Origin of the sequence: Bacillus sp. JJ864, assembly GCF_036963045.1 — a bacterium.
In the GTDB taxonomy this organism is placed as follows: domain Bacteria; phylum Bacillota; class Bacilli; order Bacillales; family Bacillaceae_G; genus Bacillus_A; species Bacillus_A pseudomycoides_C.
On sequence record NZ_JBALLY010000153.1, the window covers coordinates 1 to 25226 of the forward strand.

General features: G+C 35.4%; 24 protein-coding genes, 2 other RNA genes, 4 pseudogenes and 2 riboswitches. Of the genes and pseudogenes, 22 read left to right on the plus strand and 8 right to left on the minus strand.

The window, feature by feature from the left end:
* Window positions 1-469 precede the first annotated feature (469 nt).
* Complete coding sequence (locus tag V7024_RS20455) at window positions 470-4132, plus strand: dynamin family protein (RefSeq protein ID WP_335523302.1); 3663 nt, start codon at window positions 470-472, stop codon at window positions 4130-4132.
* Here V7024_RS20455 and V7024_RS20460 read toward each other — a convergent pair.
* Entirely contained in the window at window positions 4129-4383 is a 255-nt protein-coding gene (locus V7024_RS20460; protein ID WP_020059547.1) for a DUF3931 domain-containing protein, read from the minus strand. The genes V7024_RS20455 and V7024_RS20460 overlap by 4 nt on opposite strands.
* 70 nt (window positions 4384-4453) lie before the next feature.
* On the opposite strand from V7024_RS20460, the gene V7024_RS20465 reads away from it, so the two are divergent.
* The 5 genes from V7024_RS20465 to ssrS (V7024_RS20485) all read left to right on the plus strand — a co-directional run bounded on the left by V7024_RS20465 (window position 4454) and on the right by ssrS (V7024_RS20485) (window position 6542).
* Entirely contained in the window at window positions 4454-4915 is a 462-nt protein-coding gene (locus tag V7024_RS20465; RefSeq protein ID WP_335523305.1) for a GNAT family N-acetyltransferase, read from the plus strand.
* Window positions 4916-4927: 12 nt separating this feature from the next.
* The gene (locus V7024_RS20470) at window positions 4928-5200 is read left to right on the plus strand and encodes a YpbS family protein (protein WP_098915228.1); all 273 of its coding nucleotides are present in this window, start codon (window positions 4928-4930) and stop codon (window positions 5198-5200) included.
* Window positions 5201-5202: 2 nt separating this feature from the next.
* Complete coding sequence (locus tag V7024_RS20475) at window positions 5203-6036, plus strand: sulfurtransferase (protein ID WP_335523308.1); 834 nt, start codon at window positions 5203-5205, stop codon at window positions 6034-6036.
* 114 nt (window positions 6037-6150) lie between these two features.
* Window positions 6151-6335, plus strand: a non-coding RNA gene (gene ssrS / locus V7024_RS20480) — 6S RNA.
* Between the two features lie 22 nt (window positions 6336-6357).
* Window positions 6358-6542, plus strand: a non-coding RNA gene (gene ssrS, locus V7024_RS20485) — 6S RNA.
* Between the two features lie 68 nt (window positions 6543-6610).
* On the opposite strand, the gene V7024_RS20490 is transcribed toward ssrS (V7024_RS20485), so the two are convergent.
* Window positions 6611-7060, minus strand: a complete 450-nt coding sequence (locus tag V7024_RS20490) for a hypothetical protein (RefSeq protein ID WP_335523353.1) — start codon at window positions 7058-7060, stop codon at window positions 6611-6613.
* A 14-nt stretch (window positions 7061-7074) separates the two neighbouring features.
* Between V7024_RS20490 and V7024_RS20495 the strand changes: the two are divergent.
* The 6 genes and pseudogenes from V7024_RS20495 to V7024_RS20520 all read left to right on the plus strand — a co-directional run.
* Window positions 7075-7539, plus strand: a pseudogene (locus V7024_RS20495) (glutathionylspermidine synthase family protein); the annotation flags it as partial.
* Window positions 7536-7922 carry a DUF350 domain-containing protein gene (locus V7024_RS20500; RefSeq protein WP_335523312.1) on the plus strand — a complete coding sequence of 129 codons (387 nt, stop codon included), beginning with the start codon at window positions 7536-7538 and terminating at the stop codon, window positions 7920-7922. The pseudogene V7024_RS20495 and the gene V7024_RS20500, both read left to right, overlap by 4 nt.
* 143 nt (window positions 7923-8065) lie before the next feature.
* A riboswitch (M-box (ykoK) riboswitch) is annotated at window positions 8066-8231 on the plus strand.
* Between the two features lie 310 nt (window positions 8232-8541).
* A complete protein-coding gene (locus V7024_RS20505; RefSeq protein ID WP_335523315.1) occupies window positions 8542-9264 on the plus strand; it encodes a cation-transporting P-type ATPase in 723 nt (240 codons plus the stop codon).
* A gap of 117 nt (window positions 9265-9381) precedes the next feature.
* A complete protein-coding gene (locus V7024_RS20510) occupies window positions 9382-10248 on the plus strand; it encodes a 5'-3' exonuclease (protein ID WP_335523318.1) in 867 nt (288 codons plus the stop codon).
* A 367-nt stretch (window positions 10249-10615) separates the two neighbouring features.
* On the plus strand, window positions 10616-10756 hold the full coding sequence (locus tag V7024_RS20515) for an FbpB family small basic protein (RefSeq protein WP_098915212.1): 141 nt from the start codon (window positions 10616-10618) through the stop codon (window positions 10754-10756).
* Between the two features lie 162 nt (window positions 10757-10918).
* Complete coding sequence (locus V7024_RS20520) at window positions 10919-11179, plus strand: DUF6123 family protein (RefSeq protein ID WP_335523321.1); 261 nt, start codon at window positions 10919-10921, stop codon at window positions 11177-11179.
* 2 nt (window positions 11180-11181) lie between these two features.
* On the opposite strand, the gene V7024_RS20525 is transcribed toward V7024_RS20520, so the two are convergent.
* The 3 genes from V7024_RS20525 to V7024_RS20535 are packed head-to-tail and all read right to left on the minus strand — an operon-like array spanning window position 11182 to window position 13375.
* Complete coding sequence (locus tag V7024_RS20525; protein ID WP_335523325.1) at window positions 11182-12087, minus strand: DMT family transporter; 906 nt, start codon at window positions 12085-12087, stop codon at window positions 11182-11184.
* 4 nt (window positions 12088-12091) lie between these two features.
* On the minus strand, window positions 12092-12487 hold the full coding sequence (locus tag V7024_RS20530; protein WP_335523327.1) for a reverse transcriptase-like protein: 396 nt from the start codon (window positions 12485-12487) through the stop codon (window positions 12092-12094).
* A 15-nt stretch (window positions 12488-12502) separates the two neighbouring features.
* Entirely contained in the window at window positions 12503-13375 is an 873-nt protein-coding gene (locus tag V7024_RS20535; RefSeq protein ID WP_335523330.1) for an aldose 1-epimerase family protein, read from the minus strand.
* Between the two features lie 168 nt (window positions 13376-13543).
* Window positions 13544-13588, plus strand: a riboswitch (PreQ1 riboswitch).
* Between the two features lie 6 nt (window positions 13589-13594).
* On the opposite strand from V7024_RS20535, the gene V7024_RS20540 reads away from it, so the two are divergent.
* From V7024_RS20540 to V7024_RS20550, 3 genes are all read left to right on the plus strand, one after another.
* Complete coding sequence (locus V7024_RS20540; protein WP_335523332.1) at window positions 13595-14080, plus strand: QueT transporter family protein; 486 nt, start codon at window positions 13595-13597, stop codon at window positions 14078-14080.
* A gap of 302 nt (window positions 14081-14382) precedes the next feature.
* A complete protein-coding gene (locus tag V7024_RS20545; protein ID WP_335523335.1) occupies window positions 14383-15042 on the plus strand; it encodes a ribonuclease H family protein in 660 nt (219 codons plus the stop codon).
* A 13-nt stretch (window positions 15043-15055) separates the two neighbouring features.
* On the plus strand, window positions 15056-15232 hold the full coding sequence (locus V7024_RS20550; protein ID WP_098915190.1) for a zinc-finger domain-containing protein: 177 nt from the start codon (window positions 15056-15058) through the stop codon (window positions 15230-15232).
* 170 nt (window positions 15233-15402) lie between these two features.
* Here V7024_RS20550 and V7024_RS20560 read toward each other — a convergent pair whose 3' ends face one another.
* The 3 genes from V7024_RS20560 to cspD form a co-directional block, all read right to left on the minus strand.
* Window positions 15403-19173 carry a PA14 domain-containing protein gene (locus tag V7024_RS20560; protein ID WP_438824489.1) on the minus strand — a complete coding sequence of 1257 codons (3771 nt, stop codon included), beginning with the start codon at window positions 19171-19173 and terminating at the stop codon, window positions 15403-15405.
* Window positions 19174-19607: 434 nt separating this feature from the next.
* Complete coding sequence (locus V7024_RS20565; protein WP_335523338.1) at window positions 19608-19856, minus strand: DUF2564 family protein; 249 nt, start codon at window positions 19854-19856, stop codon at window positions 19608-19610.
* A 113-nt stretch (window positions 19857-19969) separates the two neighbouring features.
* The gene (gene cspD, locus V7024_RS20570) at window positions 19970-20167 is read right to left on the minus strand and encodes a cold-shock protein CspD (RefSeq protein WP_335523340.1); all 198 of its coding nucleotides are present in this window, start codon (window positions 20165-20167) and stop codon (window positions 19970-19972) included.
* Window positions 20168-20516: 349 nt separating this feature from the next.
* Here cspD and V7024_RS20575 point away from each other — a divergent pair.
* The 7 genes and pseudogenes from V7024_RS20575 to V7024_RS20600 form a co-directional block, all read left to right on the plus strand.
* Window positions 20517-20721, plus strand: a pseudogene (locus V7024_RS20575) (amino acid transporter); the annotation flags it as partial.
* Window positions 20722-20741: 20 nt separating this feature from the next.
* Window positions 20742-21050, plus strand: a complete 309-nt coding sequence (locus tag V7024_RS20580; protein WP_306201767.1) for a cytoplasmic protein — start codon at window positions 20742-20744, stop codon at window positions 21048-21050.
* Window positions 21051-21109: 59 nt separating this feature from the next.
* Window positions 21110-21730 (plus strand): sterol desaturase family protein, encoded by a 621-nt coding sequence (locus V7024_RS20585; RefSeq protein WP_335523346.1) that lies wholly within the window; start codon window positions 21110-21112, stop codon window positions 21728-21730.
* A gap of 368 nt (window positions 21731-22098) precedes the next feature.
* Window positions 22099-22200, plus strand: a pseudogene (locus tag V7024_RS24480) (IS607 family transposase); the annotation flags it as partial.
* A gap of 12 nt (window positions 22201-22212) precedes the next feature.
* A pseudogene (locus V7024_RS20590) lies at window positions 22213-23004 on the plus strand (RNA-guided endonuclease InsQ/TnpB family protein); the annotation flags it as partial.
* A 74-nt stretch (window positions 23005-23078) separates the two neighbouring features.
* Window positions 23079-23417, plus strand: coding sequence for a DUF485 domain-containing protein (locus V7024_RS20595; protein ID WP_335523348.1), 339 nt, complete (start codon window positions 23079-23081; stop codon window positions 23415-23417).
* A 3-nt stretch (window positions 23418-23420) separates the two neighbouring features.
* The gene (locus V7024_RS20600; protein ID WP_335523351.1) at window positions 23421-24971 is read left to right on the plus strand and encodes a solute symporter family protein; all 1551 of its coding nucleotides are present in this window, start codon (window positions 23421-23423) and stop codon (window positions 24969-24971) included.
* Window positions 24972-25226: the final 255 nt, after the last annotated feature.

The following is a 25226-nucleotide window of genomic DNA, read 5'->3' on the forward strand; positions in this document are numbered from 1 at the left end:
ATTTTTTTAAGTATATTACAGTATGAATTGGAAGGTATACATATTTCCAAAATTTTTCAACTGTTAACATTCCGCCTGTGAGTTATAATAAGAATGCACAACTATTTACGACTCCTTTAAAATAGGCAGTATGAAAGCTCTCTAAAAGAGAGCTTTTCTTTTTAAAATATATATTGATAATCATTCTCTTTAATGATAGAATATACTTAAAATTGATAATCATTATCAAAAGATAAGGTGTGATAAATATGGTATATGCATTTTTAGGAGGAACAATTGTTTTATATGCAGTTGTAACAAAGCATGTGTTACAACAAGTAGGAGCAACTAAATAATGAACTATTCTACATAGAAATCCTTTTCGTTTCCATAGAGATGAAAGGGATTTTTTTATTTTTTTACTGTGAAGATGCTGAAAATTTAGTAATATAATAGATGGATACATCATGGAATAAAGGGGCACGAGGGGATGACAAACACATTGCAAACAAACAGTTTACAAAAGCTCGTTTGTTTTTATGAAGAATGGCAGAAAAAAGGTGATATAGAACATAGCGAGAAGTTGCTTGAAGTTGTACGTAAGTATAAAGAAGATCAACTGATGATAGCATTTTGCGGGCATTTCTCTGCTGGAAAATCAACAATGATGAACTATTTATTTAAAAATCAATTGTTGCCAACTAGTCCGATTCCAACGAGCGCGAATGTTGTAAAGATAGAAAAAGGACAGAATCGCGTTGTCGTTATTTTAAAATCAGGACAGAAATACGAGTATGACGGTATGTATACAGCAGAAGAATTAAAGGAGCTTTGCAAAAATGGCGATGAAGTAATTGGTATTCATATTTATCGCAATGATGCACCGCTTCCAGATGATGTTGTTCTTGTTGACACGCCGGGTATTGATTCAACTGATGATGCCCATCAACTTGCAACAGAATCGACATTGCATCTTGCTGATGTAATTTTCTATATGATGGATTATAATCATGTGCAATCAGAAGTAAATTTACAGTTTGTTAAAGAGTTAAAACAGCGTAACAAAACCGTTTATCTTGTTGTGAATCAAATTGATAAACATAAAGAAAATGAGCTACCTTTCGAGGTATATCAACAAAGCGTAGCGCAATCATTTTTTAATTGGAATATAGAAGTTGACGGTATCTATTATACGTCTTTACGTATGCAGAATCATTCACATAACGAATTAGGACAGCTTGAGCAACGGCTTTCCTCGATCGTAAAGGAAAAAGATGTGTATGTGAAAAGAGGTATGGAGAGAGAAGTATCTTATTTGTTACAAGAACATTTCTCGTTTTTACATTCACAATATGAAAAACAATTGGAGCCGTTTCAAAAAGAGTTAGCATCAATGTTATCGCTTCAAGATGTAACGGCGATTTTAGAACAGCTTGCGGAAAAAGAAAAACAGATTACAAATACAGTACCGCAAGTGAAAGAACAGTTTTTTAGCGGCTTGCAAAATATTTTAGACAATGCATATTTAATGCCGTTTGAGATGCGGGATTTAGCAAATCAATATTTGGAAACGAAGCTTACAAAATTTAAAGTTGGTTTACTGTTTTCGAAAGGAAAAACAGAGCAAGAAAAACAGCGTCGTTTAGAAGCGTTTTATGAGGAACTACAGAAAACAGTAGAGACGCAGCTTGATTTTCATATGAAAGAGTACGTTGTCTCCTTTTTTAAGAAAAAAGAGCTATTCACAGAAGAACTTGGAAACGTAATACATGACTTAAATGCAGACTTTACTCCTACATTACTGGAAGCGACGATTAAACAAGGAGCAGGATTTACTGGAGACTATTTGCTTCATTATACAGAAGATGTAGCAAATGAATTGAAGAAACGTTATCGCCGCGAAGCACAAAATATATTTGAAAAAAGTTTGCCGCTCTTGCACAGCAAAGTACAAGCTGATAGTCAACATATACGAGAAGAAATAGAGCAATATGAAGCGATACAAAAGGCAAAGGATATAAAATTACAGTGCATGCAAGAGTATGATCAGTATGAAAAATATTTACAAGATATTTGGCACAATCGTTTTTCTGTTCCACAAAGTATAGATATTGAAATAGCTTTACAACAAACAAAGAAAGTAACAAACGAAAAATTCCAATTACAAACACAAGTTGAAGTAGAGGATGAACTCACTGACAATGAGTCCGAACCAATCACGGAAACAAAGCTTAACATTGCCCAGATTATAGAGCATGTTAAGGATGCAGAAGATGTTTTGCAGCAAATTCCAGCTCTTAAACATGTACAACAAGAAATCATAGAGAAAAGAAAACGTGTGGAAGCGAAACAGTTTACAGTGGCGCTATTTGGAGCGTTTAGTGCTGGGAAATCTTCCTTTGCGAACGCATTATTAGGAGAAAAGGTATTACCAGTATCACCAAATCCTACAACAGCAACAATTAATCAAATTTTGCCAGTAACAGATGAGAAACCGCATGGTACGGTAATTGTACAGTTTAAATCAGAAACGGCACTTTTTGAGGATTTAAAAGCTGTTTATAAATTATTTTATCGTGAGATTACTTCCTTGGAAGAAGCGCTTTTGCAAATTGATGATGTCTTGCAATATCCAGCACCAAGTGGTAGACAAAAAACAACGTTTAGTTTTTTACGTGCTGTGCAGCGTGGATATGATGATGTAAGGAAACGTTTGGGAGAACAATCTCATGTAACATTAGCTGAATTTGCTGATTATGTTGCCAATGAAGAAAAATCATGTTTTGTGGAGTACATGGAGCTTTATTTTGATTGTGAATTAACAAGACAAGGCATTGCACTTGTGGATACGCCGGGGGCAGATTCTATTAACGCTCGCCATACAGACGTAGCGTTCCAATATATAAAGAATGCAGATGCAATTTTATTTGTAACATATTATAACCATGTGTTTTCACGAGCAGATCGAGAATTTTTAATTCAACTTGGTCGTGTGAAAGATACATTTGCACTTGATAAAATGTTTTTCTTAATTAATGCGGCTGATTTAGCACAGTCCGAAGAGGAATTACAAACAGTAAAAGGATATATTAGCGATCAATTATTACAGTATGGAATTCGTAATCCACGTTTGTTCGCAATCTCTAGCTTATTTGCATTAGAAGAAAAACAAGGAAAAGATATTTCGAAAGAAGCGTATGGCATTTTACAACAATCTGGCCTTGCACAATTTGAACAAGCCTTCACTTCGTTTATTATGAGAGATTTGATGCTTGTATCGGTTCATTCTTTACACGGCGCACTTCAAAATGGTTATAAGCTTCTTGCAAATATGATTGAAAGCAGGGTGCAAGGAAATGAAGTAAAAGAACAACAACGAAAAAAATATGAAGCAGAACGCGAAGAACTGCTTCACATAATCTCTTCCCACAGCGTTATCACAGAGGAAAAGTCTTTAGAAAATGAAGTGAAAGAACTTCTGTATTATGTAAAACAACGATTATTTTTACGTTACAATGATGTATTTACAGAATTTATTAATCCAGCTTCTTTACGAACGCAAGGGAATGTGAAAGATAAATTACAAGAGTGCATGATGGAGTTAATTGCTTTCTTACAACATGACTTATTACAAGAAATGCGTGCAACTTCACTTCGTCTTGAAAAATGGATAAATGAAACGATGAGACATGTACAAGAAGAAGTAATAGGGCAATGTGTGACAAGAAATGAGCAGCTTGTAGTTCAGACAGATGTAACATATGACTATCGCGTTCTTACTCATGAAAACCCATTTCCAAGTATAGAAGAAAAACAATTTAAAAGAGCGTTAGCCCATTTTAAAAGCGAGAAAAATTTCTTCGAGAAAAATGATAAAGCATTGATGCAAGAAGAAATGAAGCAAACGTTAGAGCCATTTGTAGCAGATTACGTAACAGAAGAACAACGCCTATTTAGTAATCACTATAAACAAGAATGGCTTCATAAATGGCAACTTGTGAAAACAGCTATGATGCAAGATGTAACGCAATACTATGAAAGTTTATTATTTGCGTTAATGGAAACAATTGATGTTTCTGCATACGAACAGCGAAAAGAAGAATTAAGTAAGCAATTAATAAAAATAGAAGATGAGTTAGAAGAAAAGTATTAAGAGAAAAAAATACGTTCAATCCGTTTTTGTAGTACAGTATCTAATGATTTTACAAATCCGGCAAATTCATCTGAGGAAACCATATGAGTTAGGACGAGGCGTCTTCCATCTGGCGTTTCGCCGCATAAGACGAAGGAAGTGAACTCATATGGTTTTCCTTCTATCACTAATTTTGGATAGGAGTACGTACCGTTTTTCTTTTTCTTCTCATCAATGGAGATTATATTGCACTTCTTTTCATTGTTGTCCATAGTGATGACCTCCTTTGTATTACTTATGGAAGACAAGTATGGTTTAGAACAAAGAGGAGAGAGAATTTTCATGGAAGAATTAGTAATTGAACGTTTTTCACCAAATGAAGCGCCGCTCCAGCTACTATTACTTGCTGATCCAAGTGAACGACAATTGAAATCGTATCTTCATCGGACCATCATTTATGTCGCAAAGCGTTTTGAACGTGTGATTGGTGTATATGTATTGTTAGAAACGCGCCCAAATACAATGGAAATTATGAATATTGCTGTTTCTGAAAAAGAACAGGGAAAAGGCATCGGAAAGCAGTTGCTGCAGCATGCGATTCTAACTGCAAAAGGACAAAACATGCACACGCTTGAAATTGGAACAGGTAATTCTAGTGTTGCGCAGCTTGCTTTATATCAAAAATGTGGATTTCGCATTTTTTCTATTGATTTTGATTACTTTTCCAAGCATTATGAAGAAGAGATAATGGAAAATGGCATTGTATGTCGTGATATGATTCGGCTTACGATGGACTTAAATTAGGAGGAAGAGAACATGGAAGTACATGTAGCAATTACAGCGCATTCTCGTAAACAAAATGAAGTGGTGAAAGCTTTTCTACAGTTAGACGCACAGCGTGAAGCGGCGATTGAAGCGGCTGTATCACTTGCGTTAAATGGGAAATCTTTCTCCGTTGATGTAATTAATATGGTAACAAAACAAATTAATGAACTTGCAAAAAACGGTATTGCACAGCAGCGAAAGATTGTAACAGAAGAAATGGTAATGGAATACGTAGGACGTTTAAAAGAGAAAGAAGGTCGTTAAGTATGATCGTTACAGCCGAATGGTTACACGAACATATACAAGATGAGCAGGTTCGAATTATCGATTGCCGTTTTGATTTAGCGAATCCAAATTGGGGAAGAGAACAATATAATGAAGCACATATTCCAGGTGCGCTCTATTTTGATTTAAATAAAGATTTATCAAGTCCAGTTACAAAGCATGGCGGACGTCATCCGCTTCCACGTATAGAAGAATTTGTACAAAAGCTTTCACAAGCTGGGATTAATGAACATACGACAGTTGTGGCGTATGATAGCCAAGGCGGAGCAATGGCTTCTCGTCTTTGGTGGCTCTTAACGTATATAGGGCATAACAAAGCATATGTGTTAAATGGCGGTTTTCCAGCGTGGAAGGAACAAAATTTTGAAGTAATGAATGAGATACCAGTCTTTGCACCGAAGACGTTCGTTCCTTCCATACAACATAATGCTGTCGCAACAATGGAAGAGCTGCAAGCTAAAATTAGCAAACATGCAGATATAGCACTGATTGACTCGCGAGAACCAAAGCGTTATGCAGGATTAGAAGAATTAGTTGATAAAGCAGCTGGTCACATTCCAACTGCGCAAAATTATTTTTGGAAAGATGGTGTAACATACTCTGGTGCTTTTAAGGAGAAAAAGGCACAAGAAGATCGCTTTATCCATCTTGATAAAACGAAAGAAACGATTGTCTATTGCGGATCTGGTGTAACGGCGTGTCCAAACGTATTAACATTAAAAATGGCTGGTTTTACAAATGTAAAATTATATGTAGGCAGCTGGAGTGATTGGATTTCTTATCCTGAAAATATAATTGTGAAAGAAAAACAGTAGCCTATTGCACCTCAAAAAAATTTGTATTACAATAAGGGCACAAACAAGAAATACTAAAAAACAATATATTTTACACGTTGCGAACAATGTGATAAGATAACGACAAATAAATAAAACATCCTGCGGTGTGCGTAACTTATTTATGTCTAAAACCGATGATAGTAATACGGAAGTTCGATATTTAGAGGCCAACATCATGCCTTTCTTTGAGAAGGAAGATGAAAGGCAACTGTGAGAACATCCACCTGCGAGTAGCGGGTTTTTGGACATTTACGAGGGACGGCACGTGCGGGGGTTCTATTTATACTTACGATTAATAATAACTACCTACGATGTACGTAGCTTGTTTATGTCTTAAACCAATGATAGTAATACGGAAGTTCAATATTAAAATGTGGCCATCAAGCCATCTTTTTAAGAAGGAAGATGAAAGCATTTTTGAGAACATCCACCTGCGAGAGCGGGTTTATGGACATCTAGAAGAGAACGGCATATGTGGGGCTATAAGGAAACCTTACGTTTTATACGTAAGGTTTTTATTTTATTTGGAAGGATGGTACGGAACTTTTTAATATTACCTACATTCGCCTGTAAATTCTCCATAATAAACATAGCATTTTCGATCTTCATCAATCTCCCTAGAGTCTAAGGCAAATTTCATTAATATTCCGTCCCTTTGAACATACAAAACATCTGAATGGAGATATGTTAAGATTTCCTCATGATTCCATACATCTTTACTTTCTATTAAAATCGAATTTGCTCCGTGTAGTTCTCTAATCTCAAAACCTATATGGGAATATGTTGTTTCTGAAGAATCGTCGAAGAACTTTTCTTTTTTGACATATAATACTGCTGTTCCATCAGAGTCCATCGCGGTTGCTGTTACGACATACGTATCCCCTTCTTTAATAAAATACTCACAAGTCATCCTTGCGACGGTTTTAGAGATAGAAATATCCGGATAGTTCCATAAGGCAGGATATTGTTTAGCTTCATCATTGAGTCGATATTCTAACCGCAATAGTAATCCCTCTTCCTGTTTCATCCTTTTTACTTCAACCGAAATCGATTCAATGCTTGGTTTGGGGATTAGCTGAGATAGGTACTTTTTATACAAGTGAGGAACGACAATGGATTAAGGAATATATGCTTCCTACTTACTTAGAACCAGATTTATTTTTAGGAAAAAGTTCTTTTGTTCAAAAACCTTCATTCGGCAGAGAAGGTGACACGGTTACAATTCGTGACAAAGACACGAGCATTATGATTCAAAATTCATATCAAACGTATAAAAAAGAACTTCCCGTATTTCAAAAGTATATAACGCTTCCAGTTGTTTCTCTTGAGACTGAAAAAGGGAACGAGGAGCTATCGTATGTGTTTGGATCGTTTTTAATTGCTGGGAAACCAAGTAGTATTGGTATACGTGCCGGTGAAAAAATTACGGGGAATGAATCTTATTATTTACCTGTAGGGATTAAAAAGGGGGATTATAAATGATGAACTTTTTACTTTATTTAGCTGTTTCGCTCGGCCTTTTATGTGTTGGTCTGTTTCTTATGGAAGTGACAACAAAAGTGAAAGAATTTTCGTTAATGGCTAAAGGGAATCGAGCAGCAAGCTACGCACTTGGAGGAAGACTTCTTGGTCTTGCTATCGTCTTGTATTCTACTGCTGCCCATTCTGTTTCACTAATGGATATGGCTTTATGGGGAGCGATTGGAGTTTTTGCGCAAATCGTTGTGTTTTATTTAGCCGAATGGTTCACACCGCGTTTCAACATTAATCAAAGCATCGAAGAAGATAACCAGGCTGTCGGACTTTTCCTTATGTTTTTATCAATTTCCATCGGAATTGTGATCGCTGGGTGTTTAACATATTAAAAAGCCTCAAACAATTAGTATTAGAATAAGAGTGTTCCTGTCCTAAAGTATTTTCTATAAAATACTTGTTGTAATAAGGAAAAGTTTGAATGCAAAGTGTTGACATCTATTTTAAATAGGAGTAACATTTTTCTTGTAACTAAATATGTCTCTGTTAGGTGAGGCTCCTGTATAGAGAAATGCTACTGCCCAAAAATGTCGAGAGACGCCAATGGGTCAACAAGAATGATCGAATTAAGGTCTTTTTTAATGTAGCTGGTTAAGAACCTATGCTATACAGTGCTAAAGCTCGGCGAGGGAGAGGTGCAATTGTTTTTAATATAGGCTACATAATACGTAGTTGTATTAAGCGTTGCTTATTTATGTGTGTTCAGACCTTTACTCGCTCTCGGGTAAAGGTCTTTTTAATTAAGGTGTATCTGTTATACATAGTTAAAAATAATCATATGAGGAGGTGAGGAGCAATGTCAGCTTCGGACTCGGTTCCGTTACCCAGGTATTTCGAAAATAGAATGTGTAATGTAGGTAGGAAACGACTTGTTCCTCCCTCTATATCTATAAATAGATAAATTGAGAAACAATGAGTTTCTTCCTGCATGTGTGAAGGAGGAGACGGACGATGTTATATGTAAACAAACGAGAGGGAATTATAAATAATATAACTCATAAAAAAACGATAAAAGTACAAGAGGTTTTACAGAAGAATAATGAAATGCTGATGGAAGTTGCTATTCGAGATGTAAAATCTGTGTATGCTTATTTTAAAACAACAAGAAATGGCCTTTCTGTTAAAGAGGCAAAAAGACGTATTGTACAATATGGGAAAAATGAACGATATGTGAATAAAAAAGTGATGTTGACTCATATTATGATGAAGTTGATGGAAAAAGTAAATCTGTTCGAAAAGGAAGCGAATCAAACGAACGCAATTACAACAAAAACAGTTACTGTTTTAAGAGTGGCAAATAATAAAGTGAATGGGATAGATACAAATTCTGAAATGATGAATATTCGAATAGAAGAATTGGTCCCAGGAGATGTGATTTGCCTTTCTGCTGGTGATACTGTACCAGCTGACGCTCGCATTATTTACGCAAAAGATGTACTAGTTGATGAATCTCCTTTAACTGGAAAAGAGATGCTTGTGGAAAAGTATGAAAGCTGTTATCACATTGAAAAAAAACGATTTATGCCGTTAAAACGCATAAAAGATTATAATCCACTTTGTCTTGAAAATTTATGCTATCAAGGTACTCAAATTGTTAGCGGAACAGCAAAAGCGGTTGTTGTTTCCACTGGAAATAATACGTATGTGGAACTATTACATCAATGTTGTAAGTAATATTTATGGATGCTAAATAAAGCAAATCATTGTATAATAACAATTACAATCATTATTTGATTATACAACCTTGCGTCATGACGTGAGGTTTTTATTTTTGTCATTAGGAGATGAATTATGAAAAAAGTATTATTAGTAGATGGTATGGCATTGTTATTTCGTGCCTTTTATGCAACAAGTGTGTACGGACAATTTATGAAAAAACAAGATGGTATTCCAACAAACGGGATTCATGGTTATATGAAGCATTTATTAACAGCAGCTAGTACAATTGAACCGACTCATATTGTAACGTGCTGGGATATGGGGAGTACAACGTTTCGAACAGAAGCGTTTTCAAACTATAAGGCGAATCGCGGAGCACCGCCAGAAGAATTAATTCCACAATTTGATCTAGTGCAAGAAATAACTGCACATTTATCGATCCCAGTTATTGGTATGAAAGGATATGAAGCTGATGACTGTATTGGAACATTAGCAAAAGTGTATCAACATGAAGCAGAAGTGTTTATTTTAACAGGTGATACAGATTTACTACAGCTAGTTGATACAAAAACTACAGTCATGCTTCTTCGAAAAGGAATTGGAAATTATGAATTTTACACACCTGGAAAAATCATGGAAGAAAAAGGCGTAGAGCCATGGCAAATTGTTCATGCAAAGGCATTTATGGGTGATTCAAGTGACAACTATCCAGGTGTGAAAGGCATTGGTGAAAAGACAGCGTATAAACTTATCCAAGAGCACGGAACAGTTGCAGGTGTCTTGGAGAACATTACATTATTAACAAAAGCACAGCGTACAAAGATTGAGAGTGACTTAGACAGTTTACACATGTCACTACAACTTGCACAAATTCATTGTGAAGTACCAATTTCGTGCCGATTAGAAGAAGCTTTTCACACAATTGATAAGGAAAAAATACAATTCGTTTGTGAGAAAATGAACTGGGGCAGACCGGAAATGTTTGTAAATATGTTATAGAAAATAGCTTTTGTAAAGAACTTATATTAGAAATAACGCTCAATCAAATTCGTAATTTGATTGAGCGTTATTATTTATATAAAGATAAACAGAAGAAAAGACATAAAAATTCTTTCTTCTTTAGAAAGATAGTAAACAAGCTGTTGGCAAATTTATGTTTACATAGAAGAACGATATACATTCTAAACGATTGTAAAAATATACGCAGTTTTCATTTCAATTTCAAATGGATTTCACACGTATCCTTTATTATTACAACAATACAGATAATTATTTATCTTTTATATAAATAAAATTTTTTATCCTGTATGCATGGGCTTCCCCGTTCGGGGGATCTCACTTGTAATAATGAAGGAGGAAGATTGATATGCGAAAAAAAATAAGAAAATCCTTTAAACAGTTATTAATAGAAAATAAACAATTATTATTGAATGATAAAGAAAACATAAGAGAAATTGAAGAAAAAATTGAAAAAAGACATATATCATATAGAGCAGCGAGTAATTAAGTAAAGAGCAGCTGAAAAATAAAGTGGAGCTTAGAAGTTTCACTTTATTTTTTTTGGAAAAAAGAAGGTTCTAAAGGAGTTGTCAAAGAAAATTCATTCTCATTGTGTCAGAAAACATGTATGATAGGAGAGGTAGAATTTTTGAATTTAGGTGGGGAAATAATGCAAACAGTTCAAGACTATCTTTCATTCTTACATACGAAAGGGTTTAAATTATCAGAGGATGCCCAAGGATTTATTATGTTTGGCCAAGGCTATACAGGTTCATCTGATGGAATTGTGAATGCGGCAATTGAAGCGACCATTAAGCATCAATTACAGTTTGATGGTAGTTACTTTATCGCTTTGCTAGAACGGTTGAAAGAAGAGGAAATTACCGATAAAAAAAGCGCGATGGCTTTTTTGCGGAAGTTACAATCATAACTTCACGCAGCCTGCGCTTCTTTTTTTCGCTTATTTGGTAGTTCTACAAAGATCATGCCTAAGAAAATACAAATACACCCAATGATAGCGGATATTGATAATTGCTCATTTGCAACAAGAACACCTGTTATTGCTGCAAAGACGGGTTCCATTGCAAAAATAATTGCAACGCGGGTAGGAGATGTATATTTTTGCGCAGTTGTTTGAATAAAAAATGCAAGGGAAGTTGCAAAAAGTGATGTTAACAATAGTGCAAATAAAAATGAGCGATTTGTCCATAATGATATCGAAAATAATTTCTCCCAATCTTCAAACAGAAATGCACAAATAGAAGAGAATAGTCCTACCGCTAATATTTGTGTTGTACTTAATAATAACGGAGATATCTTTTTTGAAAAGAATCCATTTACAAGGATGTGAGCAGCAAATGCTACAGCACAACCTAAGATAAGGAAATCTCCCATATTGAATTGAAAAGCATCTCCAGCTGTTAATAGAAATAATCCAATTGTAGCTGCTGTAATTCCGAGTACGATAAATAGATTTGCTTTTTGCTTTAAAAAGATAAACGATAAAATGGGTACCATAACAATGCTGAGGCCTGTTAAAAATCCGGCTTTAGAAGAGGTTGTATACAATAAACCAAATGTTTGTAGTAAATATCCAACAAATAAAAAGAATCCTACTATCATACCAGCACCGCTACTATAGCCTACTTGTTTAATGGGTATTCTTTTTATATAGATGAGCTGAATGATGAATAAAATCATTCCAGCTAATAAAAAACGCACACCATTAAAAGAAAATGGCCCGACAAATGACATGGCATTTTGAACGACAACAAATGTAGCTCCCCAAATGAAAGCAACAAACAATAAAGCGAGAGGAGCAATCCACTCTTTTTTCAATACACTACCTCCGTTCATTTTTTTGTATGGCTTTTCGTGCTAATTCATCGGCTGCTTTATTTTGGCTGCTTGGAATCCACTTTATAAAAAAGAGATCAAATTGTTGGATCATTTTTAGTGCCTCATCTAAAAGTGGTGCATATAATGGATTTTTTACATATTGTTTTTCAACCGCTCGTTCTACAAGTTGTGAATCTGTTCGAAACGATACAATTTTATAATTATGTTCGGTGCAATATTTTAATGCAGTAAGTAATGCATGATACTCTGCTTCATGGTTGCTCATAATTCCAAGTGGAACAGCCAGCTGTGCAGGCGGTTGAACCCCTTTAATAAAAACCCCAGCGCCGGAAGGACCGGGGTTTCCTTTTGAGGCACCATCAATGTACACTTCAATCAAACTGAAACCCTCCAATTAACCGATTGTAATACTATAGCAGCATGTAAATGTTTCATTCGCTTTTAACATTTGAATTCCTTTTTTCTCTTTAAAGTCTTTTGCGGGTTCTAATTCATCAGCGATGCCATACCAAGGTTCAATACACAAGAACGGTGCATCGTTTCCTGGTGTCCATACACCGACAAATGGGAATCCTTCAAATGAAACTTTAACAAATTTATTATGATTGTGAGAACGGATGGTAATTTCATTTTTACGCATATTTTCAAATATTAGTGCGTCGTTTTGAAATAAATCATACGCAAGAGGAAGCTCTGTTGCTGCTTCTGCTACTACGAGTTTATGTTTAGAAAGAAACGGTCCTTCTAGTACACTTGATTCTAAGCGCTCTGGAGTACTGAAAGATAAATAGTAGTCTGTGAAAGATTCATTTGGTAATAATGGACAATTAAAGCCAGGATGTCCTCCAATTGAAAAATACATTTCTTCCGAGTTGGAATTGAATACTTCGTATGTTACGAATATAGATGTTTCATTTAATTCATAAGAAACAAGCAATTCAAATGCAAACGGATAGTTTTGTAAAGTTTCTTCATTACTTGTTACTGCGTATGTAATTTTTGATTCATTTTGTTCTTTGATCGTAAATGTTAAATCACGAGCAAAGCCATGTTGTGTTAATGAATACGGTTTACCATCCACATAATATGTATTGTCTACTAATCTTCCGACGATTGGGAATAAAATAGGAGCGCGTCGCCCCCAATACTTTGCGTCTCCTTGCCATATATATTCTGTATGGTCTTCTTTTAAGCGAACGCTTTGCAGTTCTGCACCCTTTTCAGAAATGGATACGATCATCTTTTTGTTTTGAATCATTGCTGTCATGAACAAACCTCCTAAATCTTTCATGTTTTTATTATACGTCCTGTAAAAACAAAAGGATAGCGTATGACCCCCCTTTTATAATTTGTTCATTTCATACATAAAGTAAGGATTTTGTTATATTGACTTGGATTCAAATAATAATTATAATTTAAATTTGTTTATTAAAATATTCACGTGGTTCGTAACCATCCCACGTAAAAAAACTAAGGAGATCGTATAATGAAAATTAAGACACTTATTGGTAATGGGATTTTAGCGGCACTATATATTGCTGTTACTATGCTTATTCAACCTTTTGGTTTTACGAATATTCAATTTCGTATTTCAGAAATGTTTAATCATCTTATTGTGTTCAACAAAAAATATATTTACGGAATTGTGTTAGGTGTATTTTTAGCAAACCTCTTTTTCTCACCAATGATTGCATATGATCTTGTATTTGGAGTGGGGCAATCTATTATCGCCTTGCTTTGTACAATCGTTTCTATGCGTTTTATAAAAGGGATATGGGCACGAATGATTTTTAATACAGTGGTCTTTACATTTACAATGTTTATCATTGCGATTGAGCTCCATCTTGCCTTTGATTTACCATTTTTGTTTACATGGTTAACATGTGCGATTGGTGAGTTTGTTGTAATGGTAATCGGAGGACCTGTTATGTATTTTATTAACAAACGAGTACAGTTTGAGAAATTTGTGTAAGATTCATCAGAGAGTTGTTCACTTTATCGTGGCAACTCTTATTTATTTTACTTGTGTTATCTTGCATATGAGGGCGAAAAATCGTGCCGCTGGATATAAATTCATTTTCATTTTGCAACAGATAAGTCGATGCTATGCACGGCTAGATACACTCATCCGCCTAAAAAAATTTTTTAACTTGTGTTTATAGAGATAAATGAATTTCGAATAGAATACTGTCCGTATAGACAAAATAGGATAAAATAAAAGCATAATATGTAGTATGAACGTGCAGGGGTTTTACATATAAAAGGGGGAGCATAATGAAATATAAAATTACTTGGTTATATCGAACAAAATATGGTTTAGAGACTAACCTAGAATCAGACTTCCTTCATTTAGAAGAGGCAATACAGTTCGCAGCGGATTTTGAAAAAACAGGGAGAGCGAAGGAATTGTTATTTCATGATGAAAGGGGAGTAGAGTGGACGTTAAAAGAAGTTAAGAAACTAAATAAACAAGTTGAAGAAGAGCCACAAGATCTTACGCTATATTTTGACGGAGGATATGATATTGAGACGAAAGAAGCGGGAGTGGGAGTAAGTATTTATTATAAGAAGCAAGGGAAAATGTATCGAATTCGCCGCAATGCTTACATAGAAGGAATTGATGATAATAATGAAGCGGAATATGCAGCACTATTATACGGAATGAACATATTGGAAGAGCTAGGGGTTAAGTATGAATCGGTTATACTTCGTGGTGATTCTCAAGTCGTTCTCCAACAATTAGCGGGTGAATGGCCATGCTATGAGGAGCATTTAATTCATTACTTAGATCAAATTGAAAAAAAAGCAAAACAGCTGAAAATAAAATTAGTATGTGAACCTGTTTCTAGAAAACAAAATAAAGAAGCGCATCAATTAGCAACGCAAGCATTGGAAGGAACGAACATTGATAGTCATAAAGAAATAACAGAATAGGAGTGTAGAAGGAGTGGATCGTAAGCAGTTAATTACCGAAGTAAACGATTTATTAGAAACATATTGCGATGGTTGCTTTTTGCAGAAGCATTTTCGAAAAGAACATAGCAAGTATTATGCTCACTCCTTTTGCATTCGACAATGTACGATAGGAGAAAAGTTACAAGAGTATGGAAAACAATTGTCTTGAGCAAGCATCTCTTTGCTTAGATGAAAGCCGTTTATTTCAATAATGGAAAATGAGTTTATGATAAGTAGAGTAAGCGTGTGAAGATGCTTTCTGTGACTAGGGGAGATTGGGAGAAAACAAAAAGATGGCGAATGCCATCTTTTTGTTTCTTATTTCTACAATCCGCTTCATTATAGACGATAGGATGAAACGTTGATACCTTTCCACTCATAGTAATCTAGAATACCGGAGTAAATTGCTTCAGCAGCACGTTGTCTCCAATATTCAGAACCTAATTTTTCATTTTCTTTCGGATTGTCAATGAAAGCGAGTTCTGCAAGGATAGCAGGCATTGTATTTTCACGAACGACATATAAATCGCCATCTTTTACACCACGGTTTTTCGTTTCCAGCGCATCTACGAGACGACTTTGTACTTTTTCAGCTAGTACACGGCTTTCTTCTGTATTAGGGTTTCCATAACTTCTTGATTGCCAATAGTATGTTTCTGTTCCATTTGCAGTACCATTGAAGCCATTTGCGTGAATGCTCACAAAAATATCTCCGTTATTTTGCTGTGCAAACTGTACTCGTTTTTGAAGTGATTCTTTAGCCGAATTACCAGGGCGCCAATCTGAATCACGAGTTAATAACACTTTAAACGGTGATTTGCGATTAAATAAATCACGAACACGTAAGGAGACATCTAATACAACTTTGTCTTCTGTTAGCCCATTTTCAGTACCAGTATGACCATCATCGACACCACCATGACCGGGATCAATGATGATTGATTTTCCATTTAATGGATCTTTATTTTCAATTACTTGTAGATTATTGGCTTGAACCCATCCTGTTTGATCGCCGATGCGAATTTCAATCCAGTTATTTGGGTCTTTACGCAGTACATCAACAGTTGTTCCTTGCTGCAGTGTCCATTTTTTATTATTACTATATGGATACGGTTCTGTACGGAACTCGTCAGTTGTTTTTGTTATTTTTCCTTTTGTATTTGCTGCGTAGTTCGTAAAAGGAATATCTTTTGGCAATTGATGTGAATTGGTCACTGATTCATTATTTTTAGGTAAAATATTTACACCGTTATATTCAGAACCGTTATATGGATGGATTTCTTCCATAAGGTTCGCAATCTTTGTTGCCCATCCAGAATCTGTTGAATAGTTAGCGTTAATATCAGTTACTGTAACCCCTTTATAGCGCCAATCTCCAGGTTCTAAATAGTACGCTCTTACGTAAGCTGCATTATAATTAATACTGTCATTAAATGTATTGAAGTAGCGAGCTAAACCGTATGGATCCGAATCTTCAGCACGGAGTCCAAATAAATTATGTTTTCGGTAGGCAATTAATGATTTACCGTACCCAGACTCTAAAATAGCATGTGATGCTAAAAAGAGAGCATTCACACCATATTTGTTTTGTGCGTCAATAAACGCCTGTCCATATCCGGAAAGCGGGCTAGTCCCGTTCGTTCTTCGGTTCATGTAGTTATCAATTTCCCCGGCAGTTACTTTTGAAGGTTTACGTAAATCTAGCGTTTCATAAGGTTTACCAATATAGTAATCTAGTGAAAGATTTGCTGAGCCGCTTCCTTCAAAATACTCTACGCGCAGTTTATGATTTCCTTTTGTTACAGACATTTTTTCTTTACGTACATCGCTGTTACTTGGTTGCCAAGAGTTAATTACAGGTTGATCATCTACATAAACACGAATCCCATCATCTGCTTTCACGGCGAATGTATAATCCCCGCCTTCAAAGTATTCTGTTTTTGTAAAGCGAGCCGAGAAGTTATCATTTGAAATGAATGGGCTTGGAGACTCATATTGCCAATTGAAATTCAACTTCTCAATTTTTTGTAAAGCGTTATTGCCGCCGAGAATAATAGGATTACCTTGCAGATCCGTATTGTTATAGATTTCACCGAGCCAAGTAGACGAATTTTGTACAGTATTATAAGGTTCAATGTTAAATTCAACGCGACTTTGACCTGTTTTCTCTAAATACTGTACTTCAACTAAATGCGTGTCTGGTTCATTTGCTTTACCAAATGCCCAGGCTCCAGTTCCATCATCAATATGAATTGTTTTTGCGTATTCGGAAAATCCTGATGGACCCCAGCGGTCAAGAACAAGTTTTCCATCTACAAAGACGCGAATCCCGTCATCAGCGCGCCCACGAATGACGTAATCTCCAGCAGATAGCCGTTTTACCGTTGTGTAACGAGCCGAGAAGTTGTCAACTGGTACTTTAGATGTTGGTGCACCGTAGCTATTATTTTCAGCAAGTTGTTTTATATTTCCTTCTGGTGCTAGTACTTTTGCATCGACAGGATAGCCTTCTAAATTCGTATTTGGATAATAATAAGCTAGCCAAGAATCAAATGGTACAATATCAGAAAAGACAGCAGCTTGCCCGCTATTTTCATAGAAGTCTGTTTGAATTTTATGATTTCCTTGTTGTACCTTTGTTACGATAGCGCGGTCAATTTTTCCACCAACATCATACCAGCGGTCAATAACTTGTTTCCCGTCAAAGGAGACCTTGATACGATCATCTGCTAATGTATGTATAAAGTAATCACCCGCAGCGAGCTGTCTAGATTGATCAAAGACTGCTGTGAAATTATCTGCTGTTCGATCTGGTGTAGGACTTCCGTATCCCCAATTATAATGAACATCCCCGCCTGTTTGATAAAACGGTCCAGGCTCTTTTTTATAATCGAATTGAAGATTGGCTTGTCCGTCCTGCTCCATATATTCAACGGTGATTTTATGCTCTCCAGCTGATATTGGTACTTTTACTTTACGAGTTTCACTGTTACTAGCAACCCAAGAATCGATTACCATTTTGTTATCAATGTAAACACGTATACCATCATCTGCTTTGGCAGTAAGGAAATAATCACCTTTCTCAAACGTAGCTACTTTAGTAAATCGTGCGGAGAAATTATCGTTTGAGATAGCCTTATGCGGAGCACCGTATTCCCAGTTAAAGTTAATTGTATTCAACTTCTCTGAAGATTGATTTCCACCAATAACAACAGCGTCGCCTTTTAGCTCTTTGTTATTATAGAATTCGCCGAGCCAACTCGTTGATTTTGCTGCATTGTTATAAGGTTCAATTTGAAAATCTACTTGGCTGTCTCCGCTATCTTCTAAGTATTGCACTTCAATTAAATGAGTATCTTTTTGACTGGTTTCACCAAATACCCGGGCTGCAGTTCCGTCAGCAATGTGGATTTTTCGAGCATCTTCTGTTAACCACCCAGGTCCCCAGCGATCAAGAACAAGTCTTCCATCAATAAAGACACGAATCCCATCGTCTACTTTCCCGCGAATCATATAATCCCCAGCAGGCAATCGCTTTACTGTTGTATAACGAGCTGAGAAATGATCCGCTGGTACTTTCGACATTGGAGAGCCGCCACCGTTGTTTTGGAACAACCTCTTTTCTTTTCCTGTCGGAGCAATTACTTGTGCGTTTACTGGATAGCCTTCTAAGTTTTTATTTGGATAATAGTAGGCTAACCAATGATCAAAGGGAACAATATCTGAAAAAACTGCTGCTTGACCAGTATTTTCATAGAATGTGGTTTGTAACTTATGAGTCCCCGCCTTTACATTTGTTACAAGTGCACGATCAATTTGTCCCCCAACATCATACCAACGATTAATAATTGGTTTTCCATCAAAGGAGACTTTCACACGATCATCTGCTAATGTGTGTATGAAGTAGTCACCACTTGATAGCTGTTTAGATTGATTAAAAATGCCAGTAAAATGGTCTGCTGAAATGCCAGGTTTTGGGCTGTCGTATCCCCAGTTGTAATGTACATCTCCCTCATTTTGGGTAAATGTATCACTGCTCGCAGCATGTACAATAAGCGGTGTGAGGAACAAACCGGCTGCTACGAGTGGAGCATACCATTTTTTATTCACTTTTTATTCATCTCCTTTCTTTAAAAATAAATATAAGACCTTATTAATCTAACATGTTTCTTTATAAAAGGATATATGAATGTAATGATATATAAAATTTCTGGAAGTTTATTTTTTTCTGAACTGACACGCAAGGATATTGTGAAAGGACAGGTGTGAAACAAAGTTTTACAAATAACTGAAACGTATGACTGGGCAGAAGAAACATTAATTTAATAAGAAAAGCAAGTGGTAGGGAGAAGTGATTTGCTTTTATTTGCATGATTATGCAAAGGTGGGGTATTAAGTTTGCTTTCAGTTTAAGCTTGAAGCGTAAAAAGTTTCTGGATATGTTCGTTTATTCACAGAAGGCGATGTGTTTTGCATATGTAACTGTATAGGAAATGAGAGGGACATACGTAGAAAAACATCCAGAGAAATTTCTCTGGATGTTTTTAATTCTTTGCTTCGTGTAATTGGTGCTCGCATCTTTCTAATTTTTCTTCTTGATCTAATAAAAACGGTGCATCTAAATCGGTGGCTACTTCTTTCATTGTTTCGAGCTGCAAACGAGCGGATTCAACGGCATTTGTAGCGTGCTGCAATGATTCAGGGTCCATTGTGATTGTCGCAGAACCAACCATCTTTTGCGCAGTTTCTACGTGGAATTTCACTTCTTCAAAATCGTTTACAGGTGAACCCATTGTTTTCTCCTCCTTACTTTCTCATTTCACATAGTTTTTGCTCTGTGGAAAAGAAATATGCAGAAGAATAATAAAGGAGGTTATCAGTAGATAACCTCCTGTCATGTGTTAAATTAAAGTTTTACTACGTTAGCAGCTTGAGGTCCGCGATTTCCTTCAACGATCTCGAAAGAAACTTCTTGACCTTCTTCTAAAGATTTGTAGCCCTCACCTTGAATTGCAGTGAAGTGTACGAATACATCGTCAGCACCTTCAACTTCGATAAATCCGAAACCTTTTTCGCTATTAAACCATTTTACTTGACCTTGCATACTACAATGCCCCTTAAATATGATTACTTTCTCATTTAGTGAATGATACATAAAATATTTACAAATTCATAAAATTGAAAATGCTATACTCTCGAATATTCTGCTAAATAATAACTTAAATATACAAGTAATGGGAGATTTTAGTCAAGTAAGCGGTTTTATTTTTTGTATTTTTAAATAATTTTTGTGCAATATGAATAGCAATTGAGAAAACGACAAAAAAGTTTTTAAAGAGGCGGGAGCAGAAACATATATGTTGAAAAATAAAGGCTGTTCGTTTAGACAGTTTTTGTATGATCCTGGATAAAAAATGATATTTTAAATATGTGTATTTTTTTGTGAATTTTAAAGTGTAAAACAAGGAATATTACATTCAAATATCGAATATAAAAGGTAGGAAGATATAGGTGGACTTCGTTAATCCTTTGTGACAGGTTTTAATCGATTAAACCTCGTTTTTTGGTTTGATGTATATGGAAGTACAATGATTTTATGGAATAATATTGATTTTTTCTATTCATCTTGCATATAAGGCGTTACAATTGTTTATATAAGAATTGAAGGGGAGATTTCTATGTATCGAACCACAGTAAATGAAAAGGAAATTATTATTACGTTATCATCAAAAATACGTAAAGAAATAACAGACAGAAATCCATTATACGAGGCTGTTCTTCAACTAGCTGAACGATTACTTCAAACAAAACAACCGACATTCGCTGTAAATCATGAAATATTCGGGTTGATTATTGGAGAAGTACAACGAGGAGAAGTGACAGTTTTTGCAGTGGAACATATTATTCCAAAACAAAATATATTCGGGTCGAGTAATATTTTCTATCCAAATGTGGAAACAAGCAAATTTGTAATGGGAATAGAATAGAAATAAAAGGCGGCCATAACAATGTGTTACGGCCGCTTTCTAAAGAGAGGGGAATGGGGATGAAACGGGTAATGAATGAATTTTTCTTTCAGCACGATATTGTCATTATGATTGGAGTTTTAATTGCTTTTATCGTTTTTTTGAACATGCAATTGTTTACATGGATTGCGATTGTTGCAATTATTGCTGGTATTATCTTTTATACAATTAACGAATATGTAACACATCGTTTTTTATTTCATTTAAAACCGCCAAAGAATCCATTTTTATTAAAAATGTTAAAGCGTCTTCATTATGATCATCATGTATACCCGAATGATTTAAAGTTACTATTTTTACCTGTGTGGTATAGTCTTCCTGGATTTACAATTTATTTATGTATTGTATATGGTATTACTTCTAACATCACAGTGACATTATCATTTGGAATTGGAATGATCATCATGCTATTAGTATATGAATGGAAACATTACATTGCTCATCGGCCAAATCGTCCATTGACTCCATACGGAAGATGGCTAAAGAAGCAGCATTTACTGCATCATTATAAAAATGAGAATTATTGGTTTGGAGTATCGAATTTATTTTACGATTTTCTGTTTAAGACATTTAAAGAAGGAAAAGATGTTGAAACGAGTGAAACAGCTCGTAATTTAGAAGGTGAAAAAGCGGTGCGATAAGCACTGCTTTTTATTTTAAATAAAAAATCAATTGGGATTTGGAGAAAAATCACAGAATTTGTCTATTGAAAAATCTTTGCTTACAAAAATAGATTGTCTACAATAAACTTAAGTTTCGGAATATTTATAAAATTTATTTTTAGTTATGAGAGAACTTTTTTGACGAATTGGATTGAAAAGAAAGGAGGGGTTCATTAGTTGTTAAAAACGTATACAAGTATAATCAATTGTAGTGCAATATAATCACAAGAAGATTGTGATTCAAACGAAGTAGGTGCAATTTTCAGCACTCATAGAGAGAGTTATTCGGATTGGTTTGAAAGGTCTTACCTACATTCAATGTGGAAGTTATAGTTGTAAATTATGAAAGTCTTTCCCCACAAGAAGAGTTAGTGCAAGTTATTGTCTCTATTCTATTTGTGTTTAGCTCCCGTGTATACGGATTAAGAAAGTACAAGGAAAAATCATAAAGGATGAGGAAGTTGAAAAAATCCTACAAGATAGAAATTAACCCTACACAAGAACAAAAATCTAAAATACATCAAACGATTGGAGTGAGTAGGTTTATCTACAATTTCTACATTTCTCATAATAAAGAGGTTTATGAAAAGGAAGGTAGATTTGTAAGTGGGATGGATTTTTCCAAGTGGTTAAACAACGAATATATACCTAATAATGAGGATGAAACATGGATAAAAAATGTGTCATCTAAGGCCACAAAGCAAGCCATTATGAATGGAGAAAAAGCATTTAAAAACTTCTTCAAAGGACTTAGTGGATTCCCTAAGTTTAAGAAAAAGAAAAATCAAGATGTAAAATGCTACTTCCCTAAAAATAACAAAACAGATTGGACGATTGAAAGACATCGAGTAAAAATACCTACTCTTGGCTTTGTAAGGTTGAAAGAGTACGGTTATATCCCTAAAAACGCCATTGTGAAAAGCGGGACAGTTTCTCGAAAAGCAGGAAGATATCATGTATCCATACTTTGTGAAGTAGAGGAAACACAAGTAAAACCAAAGCTAGAAGAAACAGGGTTAGGGATTGACTTAGGGATTAAAGATTTTGCTATTTGTAGTACTGGGGAAGTTCACGAAAACATTAACAAAACAGGAAAAGTAAGAAAGCTAGAAAGAAAATTAAAACGTGAGCAGCGCTCTTTATCGCGAAAGTATGAAAATCTAAAAAAGAGAGGTGAAAAATCTGCTACTAACAAAAGAGCGAATATAGACAAAAATATTCTTAGAGTACAAAAATCACATAAGAAAGTAGCGAAATGGGGTTCGTAGAAGCAGGAAAACTCTAAGAATATACATTTGGATATGTTTTTAGTAGCAGTAGATATGAAATGAAACAAGAAACATCTGCGCGTAAATTGAATGGTGAAATCAATTATACAAACGTAGTGCAGTCTGCCGAATTTCAAAATTTATTACAAGCAAAGAAAAAATTTATTGTACCGATGAGCATTTTCTTTCTCAGTTTTTTTATTGCTTTGCCAATTTTAACATCGTATTCAAAGGTGCTCAATACACCGGCATTTGGTGATATTACATGGGCATGGGTATTTGCATTTGCTCAGTTCGTTATGACGTGGACATTGTGCATGATCTACAGTAAAAAAGCAGAATCATTTGATCGGTTATCGAATCAAATTCTTGAAAACTTGGATAAAGAGAGGGGATAAATATTGAATACAACAGCTTTTACTTTATTTTTAGTTATTGTTCTTGGAACGCTTGTCATTACGTACTATGCATCGAAAAAGACAAAAAATGCAAGTGATTTTTATACAGCAGGCGGTGGGTTAACAGGATGGCAAAACGGTTTGGCAATTGCGGGTGATTACATGTCCGCTGCTTCTTTTCTTGGAATTGCCGGAGCAATAGCATTAACAGGGTTTGATGGATTTTTTTATAGTATTGGTTTTCTTGTTGCCTATTTAGTTGTATTGTATCTTGTTGCAGAGCCGCTTCGAAACCTTGGGAAGTTTACGTTAGCAGATATGATTGCAGCACGCTTTGATGCGAAAAAAGTACGCGGAGTAGCAGCGCTTAACACGATGACAATTTCAATTTTTTATATGATTGCACAGTTAGTCGGAGCTGGAGCGCTTATTAAATTATTATTAGGAATCGAATATACAACGTCTGTACTCATTGTTGGGATATTGATGACTGTATATGTTATTTTTGGAGGAATGACAGCAACGAGCTGGGTGCAAATTGTTAAAGCAGTATTATTAATGGCCGGTACTTTTATTATTTCTGTTATTGTATTTGCGAAGTTTAACTTTAGTATTACAGAAATGTTTGCACAAATGAAGACAGCAACACCATTGAAAGAAGCATTTTTAAATCCTGGTGTAAAGTATAAAGTTGGGTTAGATACAATTTCGTTAAATTTAGGACTTGTTCTTGGTACAGCTGGATTGCCGCATATTCTCGTTCGTTTCTTTACAGTACGTGATGCAAAAACAGCCCGCCAATCTGTTGTATATGCAACGTGGCTAATCGGAGCTTTTTATATTATGACAATTTTCTTAGGATTTGGTGCAGCAGCATTTGTTGGGAATGGGGCAATTGTGAAAGCGAATGCAGCTGGTAATATGGCAGCGCCAATGTTAGCAAAAGCGTTAGGTGGAAATCTTTTATTTGCTTTCGTTTCGGCAGTAGCCTTTGCGACAATTTTAGCTGTAGTAGCAGGACTTGTATTAACGGCAGCATCGGCGTTTGCACATGATTTCTATAATGAAATTTTACGCCGCGGAAAAGCAACCGAAAAAGAACAAGTAAAAATGGCGCGTTACGCATCGGTCGGGGTTGCGGTGTTTTCCATTATTTTAGCGCTGTTTGCACAATCGTTAAATGTAGCGTTTCTTGTATCGCTTGCATTTGCTGTTGCTGCAAGTGCGAACTTACCAGTAATTTTATTTACGATATATTGGAAACGCTTTAATACGACGGGGGCAATTTGTGGTATGCTTATTGGCTTAACTTCAGCGATTGTGCTCGTTGCGATGAGTCCGAACGTATGGAATCCAGTGGCTGGAAAAGCAATTTTTGTTGGGGAACCGTTATTTCCATATACAACTCCAGGAATTATCTCTATTCCACTTGGATTTTTAGCTGCATATTTAGGGACGATTTTATCTAGTAAGAAAGAAGATGCCGCGAAATTTGATGAAATATTAGTAAAGTCGAATACAGGACATGGTATTAGTGACGTATCGGCGCATTAAGAAACAGAGTGCTTTCTGGCTAAAGGAAAGCACTCTGTTTTTTATTTTACTAAATAACATTTATTACTTCTTTTGTTTGAGTTTTTTAACATATTTCCCAAAAAGAAGTCCCCTTCCTCAAGGAGCGAGTAGGTGGGGGATGAATTTTCGGTAGGCGATAGCCTACATATGTTCTTTGTATGTACTTTTGAGACTAGGCGATATAATAAATATGAAAATACGAAAGAAAGGAGAATGTATATGGCAACCACAAAA

Coding starts and splice junctions, on each gene's coding strand:
- V7024_RS20565 (WP_335523338.1), bottom strand. CDS start 19,856: ATGGGTTCACCTGTAAACGATTTTGAAGAAGTGAAATTCCACGTAGAA.
- V7024_RS20475 (WP_335523308.1), top strand. CDS start 5,203: ATGATCGTTACAGCCGAATGGTTACACGAACATATACAAGATGAGCAG.
- V7024_RS20460 (WP_020059547.1), bottom strand. CDS start 4,383: ATGGACAACAATGAAAAGAAGTGCAATATAATCTCCATTGATGAGAAG.
- V7024_RS20585 (WP_335523346.1), top strand. CDS start 21,110: ATGAAACGGGTAATGAATGAATTTTTCTTTCAGCACGATATTGTCATT.
- V7024_RS20465 (WP_335523305.1), top strand. CDS start 4,454: ATGGAAGAATTAGTAATTGAACGTTTTTCACCAAATGAAGCGCCGCTC.
- V7024_RS20505 (WP_335523315.1), top strand. CDS start 8,542: ATGTTATATGTAAACAAACGAGAGGGAATTATAAATAATATAACTCAT.
- V7024_RS20500 (WP_335523312.1), top strand. CDS start 7,536: ATGATGAACTTTTTACTTTATTTAGCTGTTTCGCTCGGCCTTTTATGT.
- V7024_RS20580 (WP_306201767.1), top strand. CDS start 20,742: ATGTATCGAACCACAGTAAATGAAAAGGAAATTATTATTACGTTATCA.
- V7024_RS20520 (WP_335523321.1), top strand. CDS start 10,919: ATGCAAACAGTTCAAGACTATCTTTCATTCTTACATACGAAAGGGTTT.
- V7024_RS20545 (WP_335523335.1), top strand. CDS start 14,383: ATGAAATATAAAATTACTTGGTTATATCGAACAAAATATGGTTTAGAG.
- V7024_RS20540 (WP_335523332.1), top strand. CDS start 13,595: ATGAAAATTAAGACACTTATTGGTAATGGGATTTTAGCGGCACTATAT.
- V7024_RS20510 (WP_335523318.1), top strand. CDS start 9,382: ATGAAAAAAGTATTATTAGTAGATGGTATGGCATTGTTATTTCGTGCC.
- V7024_RS20595 (WP_335523348.1), top strand. CDS start 23,079: ATGAAACAAGAAACATCTGCGCGTAAATTGAATGGTGAAATCAATTAT.
- cspD (WP_335523340.1), bottom strand. CDS start 20,167: ATGCAAGGTCAAGTAAAATGGTTTAATAGCGAAAAAGGTTTCGGATTT.
- V7024_RS20470 (WP_098915228.1), top strand. CDS start 4,928: ATGGAAGTACATGTAGCAATTACAGCGCATTCTCGTAAACAAAATGAA.
- V7024_RS20515 (WP_098915212.1), top strand. CDS start 10,616: ATGCGAAAAAAAATAAGAAAATCCTTTAAACAGTTATTAATAGAAAAT.
- V7024_RS20455 (WP_335523302.1), top strand. CDS start 470: ATGACAAACACATTGCAAACAAACAGTTTACAAAAGCTCGTTTGTTTT.
- V7024_RS20535 (WP_335523330.1), bottom strand. CDS start 13,375: ATGACAGCAATGATTCAAAACAAAAAGATGATCGTATCCATTTCTGAA.